The organism is Pseudomonas sp. MDV22-iso1, from assembly GCF_058145095.1.
The window spans coordinates 61,016-80,829 of record NZ_JBYVMF010000010.1; the positions used below are offsets into that span (position 1 = coordinate 61,016).

The 19,814-nt window shown below is 60.1% G+C and carries 14 protein-coding genes and 1 pseudogene; 5 read left to right on the plus strand and 10 right to left on the minus strand.

Translation table 11 applies throughout. From position 1 onward, the window contains the following. Window positions 1–3 precede the first annotated feature (3 nt). From AC3ZVB_RS13565 to kdgD, 3 genes are all read left to right on the plus strand, one after another. Entirely contained in the window at window positions 4–690 is a 687-nt protein-coding gene (locus AC3ZVB_RS13565; protein WP_162438445.1) for an amino acid ABC transporter permease, read from the plus strand. After that, window positions 687–1,415, plus strand: coding sequence for an amino acid ABC transporter ATP-binding protein (locus AC3ZVB_RS13570; RefSeq protein WP_194693702.1), 729 nt, complete (start codon window positions 687–689; stop codon window positions 1,413–1,415). The genes AC3ZVB_RS13565 and AC3ZVB_RS13570 overlap by 4 nt, the downstream gene beginning before the upstream one ends. A 191-nt stretch (window positions 1,416–1,606) precedes the next feature. Then, window positions 1,607–2,518, plus strand: a complete 912-nt coding sequence (kdgD, locus tag AC3ZVB_RS13575; RefSeq protein ID WP_490146785.1) for a 5-dehydro-4-deoxyglucarate dehydratase — start codon at window positions 1,607–1,609, stop codon at window positions 2,516–2,518. Between the two features lie 126 nt (window positions 2,519–2,644). Here the strand turns inward: kdgD and AC3ZVB_RS13580 are convergent, their stop codons facing one another. Then, window positions 2,645–3,475, minus strand: a complete 831-nt coding sequence (locus AC3ZVB_RS13580) for an alpha/beta fold hydrolase (RefSeq protein WP_194693700.1) — start codon at window positions 3,473–3,475, stop codon at window positions 2,645–2,647. Between the two features lie 434 nt (window positions 3,476–3,909). Next, window positions 3,910–4,386 (minus strand): annotated as a pseudogene (locus AC3ZVB_RS13585) (GNAT family N-acetyltransferase); the annotation flags it as partial. Window positions 4,387–4,478: 92 nt separating this feature from the next. Here AC3ZVB_RS13585 and AC3ZVB_RS13590 point away from each other — a divergent pair. Next, the gene (locus AC3ZVB_RS13590) at window positions 4,479–6,065 is read left to right on the plus strand and encodes a RimK family ATP-grasp domain-containing protein (RefSeq protein WP_490146786.1); all 1,587 of its coding nucleotides are present in this window, start codon (window positions 4,479–4,481) and stop codon (window positions 6,063–6,065) included. Window positions 6,066–6,131: 66 nt separating this feature from the next. Next, window positions 6,132–7,082 carry a magnesium transporter CorA family protein gene (locus AC3ZVB_RS13595; protein WP_162438440.1) on the plus strand — a complete coding sequence of 317 codons (951 nt, stop codon included), beginning with the start codon at window positions 6,132–6,134 and terminating at the stop codon, window positions 7,080–7,082. 57 nt (window positions 7,083–7,139) lie between these two features. Here the strand turns inward: AC3ZVB_RS13595 and AC3ZVB_RS13600 are convergent, their stop codons facing one another. The 8 genes from AC3ZVB_RS13600 to AC3ZVB_RS13635 all read right to left on the minus strand — a co-directional run bounded on the left by AC3ZVB_RS13600 (window position 7,140) and on the right by AC3ZVB_RS13635 (window position 19,402). Next, the gene (locus AC3ZVB_RS13600; protein ID WP_490146787.1) at window positions 7,140–9,260 is read right to left on the minus strand and encodes a TonB-dependent receptor family protein; all 2,121 of its coding nucleotides are present in this window, start codon (window positions 9,258–9,260) and stop codon (window positions 7,140–7,142) included. A gap of 227 nt (window positions 9,261–9,487) precedes the next feature. Further along, on the minus strand, window positions 9,488–11,314 hold the full coding sequence (locus AC3ZVB_RS13605) for an ABC transporter ATP-binding protein (RefSeq protein WP_490146788.1): 1,827 nt from the start codon (window positions 11,312–11,314) through the stop codon (window positions 9,488–9,490). Window positions 11,315–11,408: 94 nt separating this feature from the next. Further along, the gene (locus tag AC3ZVB_RS13610; protein ID WP_490146853.1) at window positions 11,409–12,773 is read right to left on the minus strand and encodes an MFS transporter; all 1,365 of its coding nucleotides are present in this window, start codon (window positions 12,771–12,773) and stop codon (window positions 11,409–11,411) included. 150 nt (window positions 12,774–12,923) lie between these two features. Next, window positions 12,924–14,132 carry an acyl-CoA dehydrogenase family protein gene (locus tag AC3ZVB_RS13615; protein ID WP_490146789.1) on the minus strand — a complete coding sequence of 403 codons (1,209 nt, stop codon included), beginning with the start codon at window positions 14,130–14,132 and terminating at the stop codon, window positions 12,924–12,926. A 26-nt stretch (window positions 14,133–14,158) separates the two neighbouring features. After that, window positions 14,159–15,871 (minus strand): dipeptide ABC transporter ATP-binding protein, encoded by a 1,713-nt coding sequence (locus AC3ZVB_RS13620; RefSeq protein WP_490146790.1) that lies wholly within the window; start codon window positions 15,869–15,871, stop codon window positions 14,159–14,161. Then, entirely contained in the window at window positions 15,868–16,731 is an 864-nt protein-coding gene (locus AC3ZVB_RS13625; RefSeq protein ID WP_490146791.1) for an ABC transporter permease, read from the minus strand. The genes AC3ZVB_RS13620 and AC3ZVB_RS13625 overlap by 4 nt, the downstream gene beginning before the upstream one ends. Continuing rightward, window positions 16,728–17,720, minus strand: a complete 993-nt coding sequence (locus AC3ZVB_RS13630; RefSeq protein WP_490146792.1) for an ABC transporter permease — start codon at window positions 17,718–17,720, stop codon at window positions 16,728–16,730. Before AC3ZVB_RS13630 ends, AC3ZVB_RS13625 begins: the two co-directional genes overlap by 4 nt. Further along, a complete protein-coding gene (locus AC3ZVB_RS13635; RefSeq protein ID WP_490146793.1) occupies window positions 17,717–19,402 on the minus strand; it encodes an ABC transporter substrate-binding protein in 1,686 nt (561 codons plus the stop codon). The genes AC3ZVB_RS13630 and AC3ZVB_RS13635 overlap by 4 nt, the downstream gene beginning before the upstream one ends. Between the last annotated feature and the right edge of the window lie 412 nt (window positions 19,403–19,814).

Here is a 19,814-nt window from a genome sequence, read left to right on the forward strand (position 1 = left end):
GTCATGTTTGATCTAGATCCAAGTGTCATTGTCAGGGCCATGCCGGCGCTGTGGAGCGGCCTGAAATTTACCTTGCTGCTGACCCTGGTGGCGATGTCGGTGGGGATCGTCGCCGGCACCTTGCTGGCACTCATGCGCCTGTCGCACAACCGCGTCTTGCGTGGCTTTGCCCTGGGCTACGTCACCGTGATGCGCAGCATTCCGCTGGTCCTGGTGATTTTCTGGTTCTACTTCCTGATGCCCTTGCTGCTGCAAATGGCTTTCGGCACAGAACGGCCAGTGCAGATCGGCCCGGTGGTGACTGCATTCGTGACCTTCTGCATGTTCGAAGCGGCGTACTACAGCGAAATCATTCGTGGCGGTATCCAGAGCATCAGCGGCGGTCAGAAACAGGCTGCAGCGGCCCTTGGCCTGCGGCCGTCGCAATCGATGATCTACGTGATCCTGCCCCAGGCGTTGCGCCGCATGGCGCCGCTATTGCTGACCCAAACCATCATCCTGTTCCAGGACACCTCGCTGGTGTACGTGCTGTCCATCGCCGATTTCACCGGAGCGGCCAGCAAGTTCGCCCAACGTGACGGGCGTCTGGTCGAGCTGTATTTGTTCGTCGCCCTCGTCTACCTGGTGATCTGCTATTTGCTGTCCAGCCTGACTAAACGCATGAAAAGAAACATAGGGAAAACAGCATGATCCAGATGAAAAACCTGAGTAAATGGTATGGCAACTTTCAGGTCCTGAAAAATTGCACCACACAACTCTCTCGCGGCGAAGTGATGGTGGTATGCGGGCCATCCGGCTCGGGTAAAAGCACCCTGATCAAGTGCGTGAACGGGCTGGAACCGGTTCAGGAAGGCGAGATATTCATCGAAGGCCAGTCCGTCACCGGCAAGGGCGTGGACTTGCCCAAACTGCGTGCGCGTGTAGGGATGGTGTTCCAGCATTTCGAACTCTTTGGGCACCTGACCATCATCGAAAACCTCAACCTTGCCCAAATGAAGGTATTGCGCCGGGACCACGTGACTGCGACGAAAAAAAGCATGATGTTGCTGGAGCGCGTAGGGCTCAAGAGCCATGCGCAAAAGTATCCGATCCAGTTGTCCGGTGGTCAGCAGCAACGAGTCGCGATCGCTCGCGCCCTTGCCATGGACCCGATCGCGATGCTGTTCGATGAGCCTACTTCGGCACTCGATCCCGAGATGGTCAATGAAGTGCTGGACGTGATGGTCGAATTGGCCCACGAGGGCATGACCATGATGTGTGTCACCCACGAAATGGGCTTCGCGCGCAAGGTCGCTGACCGCATCGTGTTCATGGATGGCGGCGAGATTATCGAAGATGTGAAGTCTGAAGAGTTCTTCGGTGCGCCTCGCACAGACCGCGCACGCAGCTTCCTGTCGAAGATCTTGCAGCATTGATCACGGGGCTTCGCTGATCGTGCAACCTCTCTGGAGGACGGTCAGCCTCCCCCGGAAGCAGTAACCAATCCACCCCTGAAATTTAATCTGCCTGATCGTCTTGAGCATCGTCATTTTAGGTTGTACGATGACGTACAACAACGAACAACACCGCGACCTATCTCCGTACGCTAATAAGGATATTTCTAACAATGAACCCACAAGAACTGAAATCGATCCTCTCCTCCGGCCTGCTGTCTTTCCCGGTGACCGACTTCAATGCCCAGGGCGATTTCCACCGCGCTGGTTACGTTAAACGCCTTGAGTGGCTGGCCCCGTACGGCGCCAGCGCCCTGTTCGCTGCAGGCGGCACCGGCGAATTCTTCTCTCTGGCAGCCAGCGAATACTCGGAAATCATCAAGACCGCCGTCGACACCTGCGCAACCAGCGTGCCGATTCTGGCCGGGGTTTGCGGTTCGACCCGTCAAGCCATCGAATATGCGCAGGAAGCCGAGCGTCTGGGCGCCAAAGGCCTGTTGCTGCTGCCGCACTACCTGACCGAAGCCAGTCAGGACGGCGTCGCCGCCCACGTAGAAGCCGTGTGCAAATCGGTGAAGATCGGTGTGGTGGTCTACAACCGTAACGTCTGCCGCCTGACCGCTCCGTTGCTGGAACGGCTGGCCGAGCGCTGCCCGAACCTGATCGGCTACAAGGACGGCCTAGGTGATATCGAGTTGATGGTGTCGATCCGCCGTCGCATCGGCGATCGTCTGACCTATCTGGGTGGTCTGCCAACCGCCGAAGTCTATGCAGCGGCGTATCGGGCGCTGGGCGTGCCGGTCTACTCTTCGGCGGTGTTCAACTTCATCCCGAAAACCGCAATGGACTTCTATCACGCCATCGTTCGGGAAGATCACGAAGCGGTCGGCAAGTTGATCGACGACTTCTTCCTGCCGTACCTTGACATTCGTAACCGCTGCCAGGGCTATGGCGTGAGCATCGTCAAGGCCGGCGCAAAAATCGTCGGTTACGATGCCGGACCGGTGCGCGCCCCGCTCACCGACCTGACCTCGCAAGAATACGAAATGCTTGCAGCGCTGATCGACAAGCTGGGTCCGCAATAAAAAACCGATGATTCAACGGTGCTGAGAAGCGCCGCTTATCGAGAGGTTTAATTCACCCTGCGAAGGTCAAGCTTTCGCAGGGTGTTTTTTTCGCCAGAGAAACCGCCGGCGGCGCTCGCTAAAACCTCAGCCGCGAATAAACGCCAACACATCAGCATTGATCTGATCCGCGTTGGTCGTCGGCATTCCGTGAGGAAAGCCCGGGTACGTTTTGAGCGTGGCATGCCTCAGGAGTTTGGCCGAAAGCGGCGCCGAGTCTGCAAACGGCACGATTTGATCGTCCTCGCCATGCATGACCAGCGTCGGCACCTCAATCGCTTTCAAATCTTCGGTGAAATCGGTCTCGGAAAACGCCTTGATGCAGTCGTAATGAGCCTTTGCACCGCCCATCATGCCCTGGCGCCACCAGTTGTCGATGACACCTTGCGAAACCTCGGCCCCGGGTCGATTGAAACCGTAGAACGGCCCCGCCGGCACGTCCACGTAGAACTGCGCACGACTGGCAACCAATGCCGAACGGAAACCGTCGAACACCTCCAGGGGTAAACCTCCAGGATTCTTTTCCGACTTGACCATGATGGGTGGAACCGCGCTGATCAATACGGCCTTGGCAACGCGTCCTGGTTTGGCTCGCGCGGCGTAGCGTGCTACTTCTCCGCCGCCGGTCGAGTGGCCGACATGGATCGCGCCCTTGAGGTCGAGCGCATCGGTCAACTCAATGACATCGGCGGTGTAGGTGTCCATTTCGTTGCCCTCCCACGTCTGGGTCGAGCGCCCGTGTCCGCGACGGTCATGCGCGATCACCCGGTAGCCTTTGAGCAAGAAGAACATCATCTGATTGTCCCAGTCATCCGCACTCAACGGCCAACCGTGGTGAAACACGATAGGCGTCGCGTCTTTCGGGCCCCAATCCTTGTAGAAAATCCTGGTGCCGTCTTTGGTCGTAATTGCGTTCATGGCGTGTGTCCCCTCGCGATCAGGTGGGTGTGAGGTTGCAGGTTGCTTATCAGTGCCTGCGTGAACCCGCAAAGGCTCGAAAGCGTTACCAGCAAACGTGCAAAAGGCAGTGAGCCCGACGTCGTGAGGAGCGGGTCACGAGAGGGCTTGGTCAGTGTAGAAGACGCACGGAAAGCAACACCTTCAAACGATAAATGGAGATTGCCGATGAAAAACCCGAGCGGCGGTGAGACATCGCTGTATTCCTGTCCGGATTCCCGACCGCGCGACTGACTGACCCATCGTCAGGCCTACAAAGACATTTTCGGCATGACGATCTTCAAGATACTCGCGGCGTTTTTCGTGATCGGCGTCTATTACCTGACCGGAATCGTCTGACCGGATTCGATCAGGCAACGGACAACGGCAGCCTCGGGCTGCCGTTTTTTTTCAAGCACCTGCCATTCACGGCTTTCCCGTAAGTGCAGGATGCGCTTCTCCAGCCGCAGCGCATGCACATGGTCTTCGTAGTAGTCGGGTACGACAGCAAAGCGCCTGTAGCCATTACGCTCATAAAGAGAGAGGGCGACTGGATTGTCGGGTCGGACTTCCAGCCGCAGGCAGGCGCACTCATGCGCGCGAGCACTCTCTTCCGCCTGATCCAAAAGCTGTTTTCCCAGGCCGAGGCCACGACTGTGGCTGGCGATAGCGATCGAATACAGACGCGCCAGGGAAGTGCCGCGACGAAACAAGACCAGGCAGTAACCCATCAATTGACCCCCGGCCTGAGCGACGATCAGGCTGGCGTGGGCTCGACTGATCATCCATCGAAAACTGCGCGCCGTCAGTCGATCAGAAGTAAAACACTGTTCTTCCAGCACCAGCAGGGACTTCAGATCATGGGGTGTAGCCTTGCGAAATAACAGGTTCATATGACCGCCGTAAAAGTTGCGTAACGAAACGAGACTTCCTGAAAATTTCATGCTTAATAGATAAGGACTTGTTCTCCAACGGACCTTCTCTTATGTCAGCGGCACAGGGTTACTTGCGCAAAGTATCAGAACAAAATCGGATAACAGCAATATCAAAACCAACTTATTTATCGGGCGAACCTAGAAGAACCAGCCAAGTCGTTATTATTGTCGAACGAAAAGAAGACTGGGCTTCCTACTTCCCTTCAGAAGACGTGATGAGTGCCCAGGAGTACCTCGAGCAACCCCCTGAAAGCGAGGCTGGCAAGCGTGTTCAGGTGATTAACCTGTGCCGCAGCTACAAGTATCTCGGGCATGGTTATTACTGCTCACTTTTGGCGGAAGCCCGTGGCCACAAAGTTATTCCATCGGTACGAACAATCAGTGAGCTGACCCGAAAATCATTGTACGGCCTGGCTCTGGATGACCTGGACAAAGCGCTGGACAAAGCACTCAATAACCACCTTTATAGCAATACCGAAGGATTCACACTGACACTCTACTTCGGCAAAACCAACCTGGAACCCTTGCAAGAACTGGCGCGACAACTGTTCGAAACATTCCCGTGCCCGATCCTCTTGATTGAATTCCGTAAAAGCACCAGCTGGCGCATCGAGGGAATAAGATCCGGCGTATTGCACAAATTACGCGAAGACCAGGAAGATCATTTCGCCAACTCGCTGGACAGTTTCAGTCGCAAGATCTGGCGAATGCCACGTTCACCCCGCGTGGCCCGCTATGACCTGGCCATCTTGCATGACCCGCAAGAAGCGCTGCCGCCTTCCAATGCCAAGGCACTCGAGAGTTTTATCCGGGTCGGCAAAACCCTGGGTATCGATGTCGATCTGATCGAAAAGAAGGACTATTCACGCATCGCCGAATACGACGCCCTGCTGATTCGAGAAACCACTAGCGTGGGTAACCATACCTACCGCTTCGCCAAGAAAGCCGAAAGTGAAGGGTTGGTGGTGATGGACGATCCCGCTTCAATCCTGCGCTGTACCAATAAGGTGTACCTGACCGACCTGCTTAAAAGCCATCAACTGGGCATGCCAGCCACCGAGATTCTCTACAAGGAACGACCGGAAGAATTCGAGCGGGTCGGTGAACGCCTGGGGTTTCCCCTGGTGCTGAAGATTCCCGATGGGTGTTTTTCCCGTGGCGTAATCAAGGTCGAAAGCCAGCAAGCTTTGCTGGAAGCCACCTCCGAGCTATTCGAACATTCGGTGCTGTTGCTGGCTCAGGAGTTCTTTTACACCGAATACGATTGGCGCATCGGCGTGCTCAACCGCAAGCCGATTTTCGCTTGCCAGTACTTCATGTCCAAAGGTCACTGGCAGATCTACAACCACAAAGCCAAGGGCCAGGACATCAACGGTGAATGCCGGACCCTCGCGGTCCACGAGGCACCGCGAGCGGTGGTCGAACTGGCGGTGAAGACCGCCAACCTCATTGGTGATGGTTTGTACGGCGTCGACCTCAAGCAGTCCGGCGAAAAGGTGGTGGTGATCGAGGTCAACGACAACCCGAACATGGACGCCGGCACCGAGGATGCCTACTTGCAGGATGATTTGTATTCATTGGTGCTGGAGGAATTCGTCCGGCGCCTGGAACTCAAGCGCCGCGGCCAGGCCTGGTGAGCGCTTGAATCGAAACCCATCCTGCAAAACGCGGACTTTCCCGGCCAACAACGCCAGAGGCCAGATGTGATCAAGCCTTTTCAGCTCGCCAATGGGGCGTTGGTACCGGTTGGACACCTCAATGCCGAGGTCATGTTGTTCAGCAATCCCGACGCTGCAGAACGGGATCTGCTGCGCAGCGATTTCAAACTGGACGATCACGCGCTGGCTTCGGCACTGGACCCGGACGAGGTCTCACGCATCGAGTTCCACCCGGACAATCTGTTCCTGATCTGGAAGCGTCCGGAAAGTTACTCGGGTGCGCAAAGCCTGACGTTTGAGGTGTCGTCGTTCGGCCTGCTGTTCTCCAAAACACGCCTGCTGGTCATTGCAACCGACGATTCCCAACTGAGCGGATTGGGCGTGCGGCACCCGTTGTACACCCCGCTGGACGTGTTGCTGGACATGCTGTTCAACAACCTCCACCACTACCTGGGTCACCTCAAGGTGATCAAGTTGGTGGCTCGAGAACTGCAGCAGAAGTTCAACACATCAATGGAGAATCGGCATCTGATCCAGATGTTCAACCTCAGCGAAAGCCTGATCTATTACATCAACGCGATTCACAGCAATGGCGCTGTCCTGACCCGGTTGCGCAACCACGCAGAAAAAGAGCACTTCAGCGCCGAGGCGATCGCGCTGATCGACGATCTGATCATCGAGAACACCCAGTGCAACAAACAGGCGGAGATCTACTCCAGGGTGTTTGCCGGCCTGATCGATGCGCGGGGCAATTTGATGAACAACACCATGAACAACCTGCTGCGCAAACTGACGCTGATCAATGTGGTCTTCCTGCCGCTCAACCTGATCGCCAGCATCGGCGGCATGTCCGAGTTCAGCATGATGACCTCGGCCGTTCCGTGGTGGGTGGCGTATCCGCTTTTTCTCACAGGAATGGGAGTTACCGGGGGCCTGATGGTCATCGCGCTCAAGCGTCTGACCCGTGGTTCATCCAGCATCAACGGCCCCCATTGAATGCCTGCGCTGCCTCAGCTTGCTTCAGGCGCTCCTGAGCCAAAACGCGAGCAGGCGCTAAAACCGAAAAGCCACCCCGGTCGTCACGTTAAACGCATCACCCGGGTAGAAGTTCGCCGAGTCCTGCCCCCTGGCGTCGTAGGCCGTATTCGCCGCCGTGGCATAGCGCTCGTTGGTCAGGTTACGGGCGTCCAGAAACACTTCCCACTTTTTACTCGGGGCTTCATAGCCCACTTTCGCGCCCCAGATCGTGTAGGACGGCGCGCTGAGGGTGTTGGCAAAATCGACGTAATAGCTGGAAGCAGCGCGCGCATTGAGCTGCGCGTAGAAGCCAGCGGTTTGCCGATATTGAAGCTCGGCCTGATAGACCTCGCGCGGCAAGCTTGGCAGCTCGTTGCCGCCGAACGTGTCGTCGTCGCGATAGTGGAAATCGTTGAAGGTATACGCCTGGCGCAACGTCACCGTGTCGCCATTCTGACCTTCCCAAAGCTGCGCATTCAGCCCCGCTTCGATCCCTTGGTGAATGGTCCCGCTGCCGTTCGAAGTGGCCACCAGTTGATCCTGCGTGGCCGTCGCCTGACGCACCACGATCGACAGCAGCTCCTTCTGAATCCACGAGCGATAAACCGTCAGGCTGCCATCGAAAATACCGTGCCCGCCGCGAATACCAAACTCGACCGTGTTGCCTTTCTGCGGCCGCACATCACGGATATAAGGCGTCCCGGTGCTTCCCAATTGCCAGGTCACCGGCGGATCGATTGAGCGACTGGCGTTGCCGAACACTTCAAATTCCGGGGTCAGCTGGTAACGCAGGCCGATACGCGGCGCGATGTCGTGCTCGTTGTACTCGACCCCGTTGGGAAACGCCGTGGTGTTGGTGCCCGTGGTGTATTCGATCTGCGCCTTGCGCTTGATATCGATAAACGACAGGCCGGTGGACAGCCAGGTACGTTCGCCGAATTGCAGCTCGTTGCCCAAAGAGAACACGGTATCGCGCGAACCCGTGTAGTTGGTTTCCTGCAGCTTGGTGTCGGTGCCCTTGGCGTGAGATTTCACATCCGCCAGGTACGCGCGGGTGTTGCTGAAGGTCACGCTGCTGTCGCTGGGCAATCCGAGGAATGTATCGCCGGTACGCAGGTAGCGCAGGGTCAGGTTGATGTCCTTGGATCGCCAATCCTGGGGCGTCGCGGAGTACCGCCAGCCGTTGTACAAGGGGTAGTCGTTATAACCCAGGCCGACTTCCAGTTTCGCATTGTCGTCGAAGGTGTAAGTGGTCTTGCTGCCCAACAGGGTCGATCCGTCCTTCTGTCGACCGGTCGGGACGTTGTTGCTCTTGGGGTCATGCTTGATCTGGTACTTGGTCAGCGTATTGCCCTGGGTGAGCGTTTCTTCGCGATAGCGCACGAAGAATCGCGTCTCCAGCTTGGGGTTGAACACATGCCCGAAGTTGGCCACGATGCCCTGCCCTTCATTAGGCGTGTTGTCCTGATAACCGTCCCGCTCGTTGTGCAAAATACTGACGTAGTAGTCACTGTTATCGACCACCCCGCCCGTACTCAACTGCTGCTTGCGATAGCCGAAACTGCCGACTTCGAAGCGCGCGTAATTGCCCGGATCGGTGCGACCGGTCTTGCTGACGAAGTTGATGGCACCGCCCAGTGACAACGCTGAATAGTTAAAGGCGTTAGCGCCGTAGAGCACTTCGGTGTGATCCACCGATGCCATGTCGAGCATGTCCTCCTGCGTACCGCCCGGCCCTGTCAGCGGCAGCCCGTCAAACAGGAATTTGATCCCCAACACGTAGCCTTGATAGAACGTATTGAGCCCCGAGCCGCGGATCGAAATCTTGTTGGCGCCGGACCCGCTGGTGGCCTGGGCAAACACCCCCGGCTGCAAGGCCAGCACGTCCTCGGCATTGGCAGCCCGACCGCGTTCGATTTCCCGGTTGTCCACCACAGCGGTCTGCCCCGCCACTTTCTCCAGCTGCCGTTGAGCTTTCTGAACCTCGGTGGCCTGGGCTCCGGTGACCACCACCGTGGCCAATGTCGGGTCCTGACCTGTCGGCTGCGCTTGAGCCGCCGCGCAAGTGCCCTGTACCAGCATCATCAGAATGCCCAGGCTGGACGCCGTCTTGAACGGGTCCAGCCCCAGAGCGCGTGCTTCAAACTTCTGCCACATCGTTTCGATACTCCTGGCCTGATTAATGGTTGGAGCATCTATGTGTATAGTCGCGCTCTCACCTCGGCTTTTGCAGGGTTCGTGCCAGCAGAAAACGCAGTAAAAACAGGTAAATACGAGCCTCTATCGTGGTGCAGAAGTACACATTGCTGAAGGGCTGTTTCGCTCACAACACTTCACGTCTTGAAGACGTCCGTTTACGCAACCAAAGCCGCCGCCCCATCAAATCACACCACCGCTTCATCGAACGCGGCACTGAACTGACGACTCCACAGGCGTGAATATTGTCCCCCCTGGCGCAGCAGTTCCTCATGGCTGCCATCCTCGATCACCCGGCCGTTATCGAACACCAGAATGCGGTCCAGATGGGCGACAGTCGACAGCCGATGTGCGACCACGACCACCGTCTTGTCTTCCATGATTTCGTCTAGTTTGTCTTGAATGAAGCGCTCTGTGATCGAGTCCAGGCTTGAGGTGGCCTCGTCCATGACCAGGATCGGCGCGTTCTTCAGTAGCACGCGCGCGATAGCAATCCGTTGCCGTTGGCCACCCGACAGTTTCACGCCGCGCTCCCCCACCAGCGACTCATAGCCGTCTTCCATGCTGTCGATGAATTCGCTGGCACCCGCGCGATGGATCGCTTCGGCCACCTCATCCATCGAGGCATCCAGGCGCCCGTAATGAATGTTCTCGCGAATGCTGCGGTGGAACAGGCCAGGCTCTTGCGGGATCAGGCCGATCTGCTGGTGCAGCGAATGCTGCGTCGCATCGCGCACATCCACGCCGTCAATCAGCACCGCACCCTGCTGCACGTCATACAAGCGCAGCAGCAGATTGAGCAGGGTCGATTTGCCTGACCCCGAAGAGCCCACCAGCCCGACTTTCTGTCCCGCGGGAATCACGATATTCAGCCGGCTGAAAATTGGCTGGTCAGAACCGTAGCTGAAGCCAACGTCGCGAAACTCGATATCGCCACGCTTGACCTGCAAGGCTGACGCACCGGGCCGGTCAATCACTTCGTGCGGACGGATCAGCGTGCGCACGCCGTTGGCAATGTTCCCGGTCGCCTCGAAGAATTCCAGAAAACGCCGGGACAGGTTCCCCACGTCGCTGATGATCAACAGCGAAAGGCTGGTCGACATCACAAACGCGGCGATGTCGATGCGCTGCGTGCGCCACAGGTACAGCGCCACCAGCAACAGCCCCAGTTTGAGGACCACGCCACAACCGGTTTGAAACCAGCGGATCTTCTCCATGTACCCCAGCGAGCGATACGCCGCAGCCACTTCCTTGTCCAGGAACGTGCCCAGATAGCTGTGCTCGAACGCATGACGGGCAAACAAGCGGATGTTGGCGAGGTTGGACACGGCGTCGACGACTTTTCCCGAGCTGGTGCTGCGCGCTGCCGAGTATTGCTGGGCCAGAGGATGGCTGCGGCGCGCCAGCAGATAACACACGGCAATGAACAGCAGCGACCAAACCGCCATGAACATCGCCAGAAACGGCGAGGCCGTCCACAGCAACACCGTGGCCATGCTCAGCGTGACCAGCAGCGGGATGAGATCGAACAGCAGGATGCTCAGGGTCTGATTGACCCCGAGTGCAATCTCGGACACCCGGTGCGCAAGGGCGCCGGCAAATTCGTTGCTGATGAACCGATGCGAATGCTGCTGCAGATAGGCGAACACCACATGGGTGACTGTACGCCGCTGCAACGGCAAGACGTGAATGTGGCAACCCGCGGCAGCTCGGGTGAATAACACTTCCAGCACCAGCAACGCGCCGAACAGGGTCAAGGGCCACTGCAGCACCTCGAACGCGCGCTCGGCATCCAGCCCGTTGCTGACCGTGCGGGTGATCTGGCCCAGCCCCCACGGAATGAGGATGGTGCACACCACTGCAGCGATCTGCAGCAGCAGGATCGCCACGTACCAGCCTTTGAAGTTGCCGATAAAAAAACGCACGAACGCACCCGGCGTGGCCGGCAGATGCTGGACTTTCCAGTTGTGCAACCGGCGATCACGGGGCGTGAAAGGTGAAAAAGACGAGGTCATGACGGATGGCATTCCTGAATAACGCCTGTGGCCGCGCAGCTTTCAGGCAAAAGAGGCACGCGAGGTGCCCGGTTCAATAGCTAAAAACAACGAATCAGCCGGAACGCCCGGCGTACACAGCCGAACCCGCCGAGGGCGAAAGCCGGCGAAACACCAGGCCCGACAAGGCACACACCACCCCACCGAACACCATGACCAGCGCCACATCGCTCTGCTCGAGACTGGCATGCCCGCGCAGAGACATGGTCAGGCTCAGCAACGCAGCAGCGATGCCCACTGACAAACTCATCGTCAGCTGGATGGTCATCGCCGACAGGCTGCTGGCCCGACTGGACTGTTCCGGCGGCACATCGGCATAGGTCAAGGCGCCCAGGGTGCTGAACTGCAGCGAACGGATGATGCCGCTACCGAACAACACCAGCACGACGATCCAGTAAGGGGTGGACACTTCGAACATTCCGCAAGCAATGATCGTCAGCCCCGTCAGCACTGCGTTGCCGATCAGCGTGCGCCTGAAGCCGAACCGGCTGACGATTCGCACTGCCAGCAGCTTCATCAGGAAAGCGCCTGCCCCGCCCGCAAAACTCAACAGGCCGGCTTCCAGCGGATTCAGGCCAAAGCACAGCTGAAACAGCAGCACCAACAGAAAAGGCTGTGACGCACTGCCGATTCGCATCAGGTTGCCGCCCCAGAAACTCACCCCGAAGGTCGGGATCCGCAGCAAGGAGAAATCAATCAGCGGATGCGCCGAACGCCGGGCATACCTGACGTACAACCAGGCACTCAATACCCCCAACGCAATCAGCAGCATCGCCCACTGCCGCGCCAGCAAGCCGTGACCGAATGCCTCGAAACCAAACACCAGACCGCCGAGGCCGACCGCGCTGAGCAAAAGTCCGGGGACGTCCAGTGGCCGCCCGCGCGAACCGGGGTAATCGGGGATGTAGCGCACCACCAGCGCGATGCCCAACAGGCCGATCGGCACATTGATCAGGAAGATCCAGTGCCACGACAACAGGGTCACCAGCAAACCGCCCAACGGCGGCCCTAAAACAGGCCCGATCAGCGCCGGAATCGTCAGGTAGGACATCGCGCGCAGCAGGTTCTCCCGCGCCGACCAGCGCAACAGAATTACCTGCCCCACCGGCACCATCATGGCCCCGGCCGCCCCTTGCGCCATGCGCGCCAGTGACAGTTGCAACAGCGAGCCCGAACAGGCGCAGGCCACCGATGCTAGGGTGAACAGCACGATCGCACTGACGAACACCCGTCGAGGCCCGAAGCGATCCGCCGCCCAACCACTGACCGGGACAAACAGCGCCACCGCCAGCAAATACAGCGACACCACCAGGTTCATGCGCACGCTGGGCTCACCGAAATCCCGGGCCATCTGCGGCAACGCCGTGAGCACCGCCGTGGCGTCGATCAGTTCCATGAACAGCGCACAGCCGATGATCATCGGCACCCGGCGCAGGCTCGTGCCGGCCGCCGGGTCGACAGGTCGAAGGGCGACCCGGTCAAGCGTATCGATGCGTTCAGTCGCGCCCATGACGCCCTCGGGTCATCCGCCTGATAAAGGCGCCTGTTCGACGCGCACTCCGGCCCATGCTTAAAACAATCCCGATGTCGGTGGCGGCGTTCCTTTGAGTTGCCAGGCACCCACGGCGGCCGCTTTCCAGTGCCGAGGGTTGTGATTGGCCACGGTGCGCGCGTTGCGCCAGTGACGGTCCAGGTTATGTGCGCGACCCGTTGTAGAGGCGCCGCCCACGTCAAATACCAGCTCTGCCGCCTTGAGCGCAGACTCGGCCGCGATGTATTGCGCCTGCGCGACATCGACCGCCGCCTGATCCACCGCCTGCGGATCGAGGTCGGCTGCCCAGGCCCGGTCGATGGCTTCTGCAGCCCTTAACACCACCGCTTCCGCCGTGAACGCACGGGCCGAAATATCGCCGACACTGAGTTCTACATAAGGGTCGTCAACCGACCGCGTCGCCGTACTGTGCTTGATCGGGCGCGCATGATCATTGGCAAACGCGACCGCATCGTTCAACGCATTGCGTGCGATACCCGCCTGGACGGCCGCGAGGAATACCTGAAGAAACGGCGTGACGATGGTGCGTTTGCCCTCCTCCACGGTGCGCGTGCGAATCTCGTCGGCCTTCACCACCACGTCATGCAAATGGGTGGTCCCGCTGGCGGTCAGGCGCTGGCCCATCGCGTCGAAATCGTCGAGCAATTCCAGCCCCTTGCGATCACGGGGAAGAATGAACGACACCGGTTGCTCGTTCTCGTCCAGGGCGACGGCGCTGACCCAGTCTGCGTACAACGATCCGGTGCTGTAGTACTTGCTGCCGGTGGCGCGGTAGTGATCGCCGTCACGCACGATCCGCGCGCTGATCGAACCGTTTGCACCGCCCACTTCCCACCCGGCATTCCCGACCACGGCGCCCTGCAGATAACGCTCGAACCAGCGCTCACGTTCGCCCTCCGCCCCGTCGGCCCGGGACGCCAGCAGCCCTTCGATAAAACCGAAACCGGGGCGCAGCGCCTGGGCCACATTGGAGTCGGCCGAGGCGATCCGAATCAACAACGCAATCGCATCCTTGACCGAACCCCCGGCGCCGCCGAAGCGGGTCGGGATCCGCACGGTGAACAATCCCGCCTGGGCGATCTGCGCCACGGCCTCATAAGGCAATTGCCGATCACGCTCACGTTGCGCCGCGCCTGCGGCGATCTGCGGCAACAAACGGTCGGCGCGGGCATTGAGTTCTTCCACCGAAGCAACCGGTGTCTTGGGTACAGCAGTCAACGTAGTCATGGCAGTTCCTTGTTCAAGGTTCGAACTTAAATGGCGATTTTCCAAAGCCGGGATTCATCAAACAGCCACGCCGCGTCTTCCGGTTCCAGCGGCGGCACGACCAAAGTTGTCTCGGCGCTCGGCAAACGCGGCACCGCCCCCAGCAGTCGACGGGTGTACTCGTGCTGCGGGTTTTCAAAGAGCGTCTCGACCGTGGCGCTTTCAACGACCTTGCCGTGGCGCATCACCAGTACGTCGTCGCTGACGTGGCGGATAACCCCCAGGTCGTGCGAGATGAACAGATACGCCAGCCCCAGGGTCGCTTGCAGATCGGCCAGCAGGTCCAGCACCTGGGCCTGAACCGACACGTCCAGCGCCGAGACCGGCTCGTCACAGATAATGACTTTCGGACTACTCGCGATGGCCCGGGCGATGGCGACGCGCTGACGCTGTCCGCCCGACAGCTGCAATGGCCGTCGAACCGCCAGCTCTTTGGGCAGACGCACTTGATCCAACAGTTGCGCGATTCGCGCGGGCTGTTGGTCTGGCGCGATGCCGGCGACGTCCAGCGCATCGGCGAGAATCTGCCCGACGCTCCAGCGTGGGTCGAACGAACTCAGGGAGTCCTGATAGATCACGCTGATGTCCCGTCGGTACAGCCGCCGGTGCTTTTCCTGCACGCGTTCGTCACCGGCGCCAGACCAGGGTTTATCGAGAAACCGCACCCGTCCGGCGTCCGGTTCCAGCAGGCCAAGGACGATGCGCGCCACCGTGGTTTTGCCCGATCCCGATTCGCCGACGATCCCCAGCGTGCGCCCCGCCCGCAGCTCAAAACTGACGTCATCCACCACCTGACGCGATTGCTGATCCGGGCCGACGTAACGTTTGCCCAGCTGCGTTGCCTTCAGCACCACCGGCGAATCCGCACCCGGTCGTGGTGGCGCGGCAACGGTATTGCGCTCCGGCGACAAGCGCGTGCCCCGGGCATGCTCGGCGGGCACGGCATCAAGCAACGCTCGGGTGTAAGGATGGCGCGGATGACGCAATACCTGGTCCATCGGTCCTTGCTCGACCACTTCGCCGTGACGCAGCACCAGCACCTCATCGGCCAGTTGTGCGACCACGGCCAGGTCATGGCTGATGATCAGCAACGAGTCACCCCGTGCCTTGATTTCCTGCAGCACTTGCAGAATTTGCGCCTGCACCGTGGCATCCAGGGCCGTGGTCGGCTCGTCCGCGATCACCAGGCCGGGGCTCAGCGCCAGCGCACTGGCGATCAGCGCGCGTTGGCGCAGGCCTCCGGACAATTGGTCGGGACGTTGGCGCGCCCTTAACCGAGGCTCCGGCACGCCGACTTTTTCAAGCAGTTCGATGACCCGTTCCGGCCGGCTGCGACGGTCACCCCAGTCGTGGGTCTGGAGCACTTCGAGGATTTCCTTGCCCACCGGGCGCAACGGGTCGAGCGACACCAGGGCATCCTGCAACACAAAACCGATGCTCTTGCCGCGCAAGCCGCGCCAACTGCGCTCGGACAAGCTGAGCAAATCCTGTCCGCCGTAACTGAGGGTGCGCGCGGTCACTCGCGCGCCGGCGCCTGCCAGGCCGATCAGGCTGCGGGCAGTGACGCTCTTGCCGGAACCGGACTCCCCCACCAACGCCAGGGTCTTGCCCGGCGCGAGAGTGAACGACAGGTTGCGCACCACCGACTGGCCGGCGAATTCGATGGACAGGCCTTCGACGATCAACTGTTTATCGCTCATGCGAGACGGCCCTCCAGGCGTTGTTGCAGGTAACGGCCAGCGACCGTGGTCGACAGCGTGGTCAGGACGATGAACAGCCCCGGGAAAAACGTCAGCCACCAGGCGTTGGCAATGAAATCACGCCCCATCGACAGCATCGTCCCCCACTCCGGCGCTGGCGGCCGGGCACCCAGCCCCAGAAAGCTCAAGGCCGAAGCCCAGACGATGGCCTGGCCGACGCCCATGGTCAGCGTGACAATCAGCGGGCGCATGGCGTTGGGCAGAAGCTGACGGGTAATGATTCGCAGCGGCGGATGGCCGAGGGCTTTCGCCGATTCGATGTAGCCGGCGTTGCGCACCGCCAACACCTGGCCGCGCACCATCCGCGCGTAGCCAGGCGCACCGCCCAACCCGGTGGCGACAATCAACGGACCAATGCCGCTGCCAAACACCGCGACGAACAGCAGCGCGAGAATCAGGCTTGGGAACGCGAAGAGAATTTCCAGCAACCAGCCAACGCCTCTGTCCAGGTAAGCGCCTCCCAGGCCGCCGAGCAGTCCCAGAACAATCGCAATGGACATCGCCAAGGCCGTGGCGGCCAGACCGATGAACAGCGATTGGCGTGTGCCATAGATCACCCGGGAAAAGATGTCGCGCCCGGACTGATCAGTGCCGAACCAATGCGCCCAGCCGGGTGGATGAAAAGCGTCGTGCGGCACGATCGCCAACGGATCGCTGTGGGCGAAGAGTTGCGGCAACACTGCTGCGATGATCAGAAACCCAAGAAAGCTGACGGCCAGAAAAGGACCAAGGCGCCACTTGCGCGGTGTGCGTTGAACCCGGATGCCGGGCAGCGGTGTGTCGAGGAGGAGTTCACTCATGCCGCGTGCTCCTGTTGTCGTGGGTCGACCCAGAGGTACAGCAGATCGACGAGGGTGTTGGCCAGCACATACCCGGCGGCGACCACCAGGCTGATGCCGATGGTCAGCGGCAGGTCCTGTGCCTGCACCGCCTGGTACAACTGACGGCCAAGCCCTTTGCGGGAAAAGATCACTTCGATCACCACGGCACCACTGATGAGGGCGCCAATCGCCCAGCCGGACAACGAGATGCCGGGCAACACGGCGTGGCGCAGCGCGTGCTTGAAACGCACCGCCGTGTCACTGAGTCCACGGGTGCGGGCGGTCAACACAAAGGGTTGATCCAGGGTCAGTTCGAGGGACTCACGGGTGACCTGTGCGATGAATCCGGCCAACGGGATCGCCAACGCCACCGACGGCAACACCAAAGTGCGCCAACCATCACTGCCGGCGGGCGGGAACAGCCGCAGGCCGAAAGCGAATACCGCCAGCAGCAAGATCCCGAGCCAGAAATGCGGGAGAGCGGCCGACAGGGTTTCCGCCAGCGAAGCCAGGCTCGACACCCAACGCCGACGGCCCGCCGTCAGCACGGTCAGCGCCAGCACCAGTATCCAGGCCAGCACCAGCGAGGTCAGGGTCAGCTCCAGGGTGGGCCAGGACTGTTCCGCGAGCACGCGGGTCACCGGCAGGTGCTGGGAATAGGACACCCCCAGGTCCCCCTGAACCAGACGGCCCAGGTACAGCGCGTACTGAACCGCCAAAGGTTTGTCCAAACCGTATTCACGGGTGGCCTCGGCGATGGTTTCGGCTGTCGGGTTGCCACTCGGCCCGCCGAGAATGGCCAGCACCGGATCACCCGGCATCAGGCGCAGGGCGAAAAACGTCAGTGTCGCCACCGCCCACAACACCAATACGCCACCCAGCAAACGCCACAGCGCGCGTCGTCCCAACCGGGCAAGACGCTCGCGCCGTGGGTTGGGAAGTTCGTTGACCAACGATTCACTCGTCATTTGTTCACCCATGCGTCATAGAGGTACGTCACTGCCAGAGAAGGTTCCAGGCGCACGCCTTGAGTGGTCTTGTAGATACCCAGTCGCGAACTCTGCGGGTAGGTGGTCAATTGCAGGTACTGACTCGAAGCCAGCTGTTGCGCCTGGTAATACAGCGCCCGGCGTTGCTCGGCGTCCTGGGTGGTCAACGCCCCCTGGACGAGCCCTTCGAACGTGGGATCGGTGTAGCCGGCGGTGTTCTGGTGATACCCGCCGACGCCCGCGGGACTGATGAAATCAGCGCCGAAGATGATCCGCAGCACGTCGGCGGTGTTGGTGTTCCAGTAGCCCAGCCGGATGTCGTAATCCCAGTCGGCCTGACGCTTGGTGCTCTGCACGTCGCTCATTTGCTCGACGATCAACTCAAAACCGGCTTGACGCGTGGTCGCCTGCACCTGTTCCCAGAGGGTGTATTCAGAGGGCGGCGTGCGATTGCCCATGATCACGTGAACCTGCAAACGCTTGCCGTCCCGGGTCCGGTAACCTTCGGCATCGCGGGTGGTCCAGCCCGCTTCATCCAACAGCCGCGCGGCTCTGGCGGGTTGGTAATCCTGGGCGCTCTGGAAGTCCGGGCTGTAGAAACGTGTGGCTGAACTGAGCGGCCCACCTGCCCGCGGGAACTCATTGAAGTACACGCTTTTCAACGCGCCCTCGACATCCGCGCTGCGTACAAAGGCTTCGCGTACTTTCAGGTCATTGAACGGTGCGCGAGTGATGTTCAGCGTGCCATTGGTGGGATTGCCCGGACGCTGGGCGATGATCAACGCGAGGTCCGGATTGCGTCGGGCAGCTTCGTGGGATTCCGGCGGCAAGGCCTCAATCACATCCACTTCGCCGGCCTGCAACGACGCAAAACGCACCGACGGCTCTTGAATGAATTTCCAGACAATACGGTCCAGCCAGGCCGGCCCTTGATGATTGGCCGTGGGCGGGGCCCAGTTGTAATCGGGGTTGCGCACCAGTTCTACCTGGCTCTGACGATCCCAACGCACGACCTTGAACGGGCCACTGCCCACCGGACTTTCACAGTTCTCGTCACGAGGGCGCGTCAACGCGGTGGGCGATTGAATCCCGAGAAAACCTTGCGCCAGCACTTCCAGAAACGCGGCATACGGCGTCGCCAGGTGCACCACGGCGGTGGTGTCATCCAGCACGTCGGTGCTGCGGTACTGGCGAATGTAGCCACCGGCCGTGCTGGACTGGGTTTTCGGGTTGGCCATGTGATCCAGATTGGCCTTGACCGCGGCAGCATTGAACGGCGTGCCGTCGGTGAAGCGCACGTCATTGCGCAAATGGAAGGTGTACGCCAGACCATCGGCGGACACCTCCCAGCGCTCGGCCAGCCAAGGACCAATACGGCCCTCCTCGTCCATGGAAACCAGCGAATCGAGGTACTGCTGCGCTACGAAAACCTGCGGCATGTCGCCGCCCACATGCGGATCAAGGCACGTGGGCTCGCGGTCAGTGGCGTACACCAACGTCCCGCCGCTGACCGGCTGATCGCTGCGAGCCACCGTGGACTCGCCCTGACCGCAGCCAATCAACAGACTGCACATCGCAGCGATACCGACAATGGGCGTGTGCTTGAACAGCGACCTGGGTCGGCTGCCGTAAAGTCGCAAATAAGGGGCAAGTGCTCGCATGGGTCCTGATGCCTATAGTCCGGGAACAGGGCTATTGCACAAGGCATGCCGGTTTTTTGCAGCAGCAAACACGGGGGTTTGAGTGGAGGATGGGGCAGTGCGCGGCGTCAGAAAGAACAATGTGTGCGGCGAGTGTTGGTGAGGCAACAGTTGGCTGAACTAGGCCCATGCGGCATTCAGACGATGACGGCCCGACAGCCAATCCTTCCTTGCAGATGCACCCGATCAAACTGTAGGAGTGAGCCTGCTCGCGATGGCGCCGTGTCAGGCAACATCGATGCTGTATGTTCCACCGCTATCGCCGGCAAGCCAGCTCCCACAGGGGATTCGTGTTGGACCCAGACCCAGTGCCCACCGCCGATCAAACTGTAGGAGTGAGCCTGCTCGCGATGGCGCCGTGTCAGGCAACATC

Excerpts from the sequence above, each read along its gene's own strand:
- AC3ZVB_RS13565 (WP_162438445.1), top strand. The coding sequence starts at position 4 with ATGTTTGATCTAGATCCAAGTGTCATTGTCAGGGCCATGCCGGCGCTG.
- AC3ZVB_RS13570 (WP_194693702.1), top strand. The coding sequence starts at position 687 with ATGATCCAGATGAAAAACCTGAGTAAATGGTATGGCAACTTTCAGGTC.
- kdgD (WP_490146785.1), top strand. The coding sequence starts at position 1,607 with ATGAACCCACAAGAACTGAAATCGATCCTCTCCTCCGGCCTGCTGTCT.
- AC3ZVB_RS13580 (WP_194693700.1), bottom strand. The coding sequence starts at position 3,475 with ATGAACGCAATTACGACCAAAGACGGCACCAGGATTTTCTACAAGGAT.
- AC3ZVB_RS13590 (WP_490146786.1), top strand. The coding sequence starts at position 4,479 with ATGTCAGCGGCACAGGGTTACTTGCGCAAAGTATCAGAACAAAATCGG.
- AC3ZVB_RS13600 (WP_490146787.1), bottom strand. The coding sequence starts at position 9,260 with ATGTGGCAGAAGTTTGAAGCACGCGCTCTGGGGCTGGACCCGTTCAAG.
- AC3ZVB_RS13605 (WP_490146788.1), bottom strand. The coding sequence starts at position 11,314 with ATGACCTCGTCTTTTTCACCTTTCACGCCCCGTGATCGCCGGTTGCAC.
- AC3ZVB_RS13610 (WP_490146853.1), bottom strand. The coding sequence starts at position 12,773 with ATGATCATCGGCTGTGCGCTGTTCATGGAACTGATCGACGCCACGGCG.
- AC3ZVB_RS13615 (WP_490146789.1), bottom strand. The coding sequence starts at position 14,132 with ATGACTACGTTGACTGCTGTACCCAAGACACCGGTTGCTTCGGTGGAA.
- AC3ZVB_RS13620 (WP_490146790.1), bottom strand. The coding sequence starts at position 15,871 with ATGAGCGATAAACAGTTGATCGTCGAAGGCCTGTCCATCGAATTCGCC.
- AC3ZVB_RS13625 (WP_490146791.1), bottom strand. The coding sequence starts at position 16,731 with ATGAGTGAACTCCTCCTCGACACACCGCTGCCCGGCATCCGGGTTCAA.
- AC3ZVB_RS13630 (WP_490146792.1), bottom strand. The coding sequence starts at position 17,720 with ATGACGAGTGAATCGTTGGTCAACGAACTTCCCAACCCACGGCGCGAG.
- AC3ZVB_RS13635 (WP_490146793.1), bottom strand. The coding sequence starts at position 19,402 with ATGCGAGCACTTGCCCCTTATTTGCGACTTTACGGCAGCCGACCCAGG.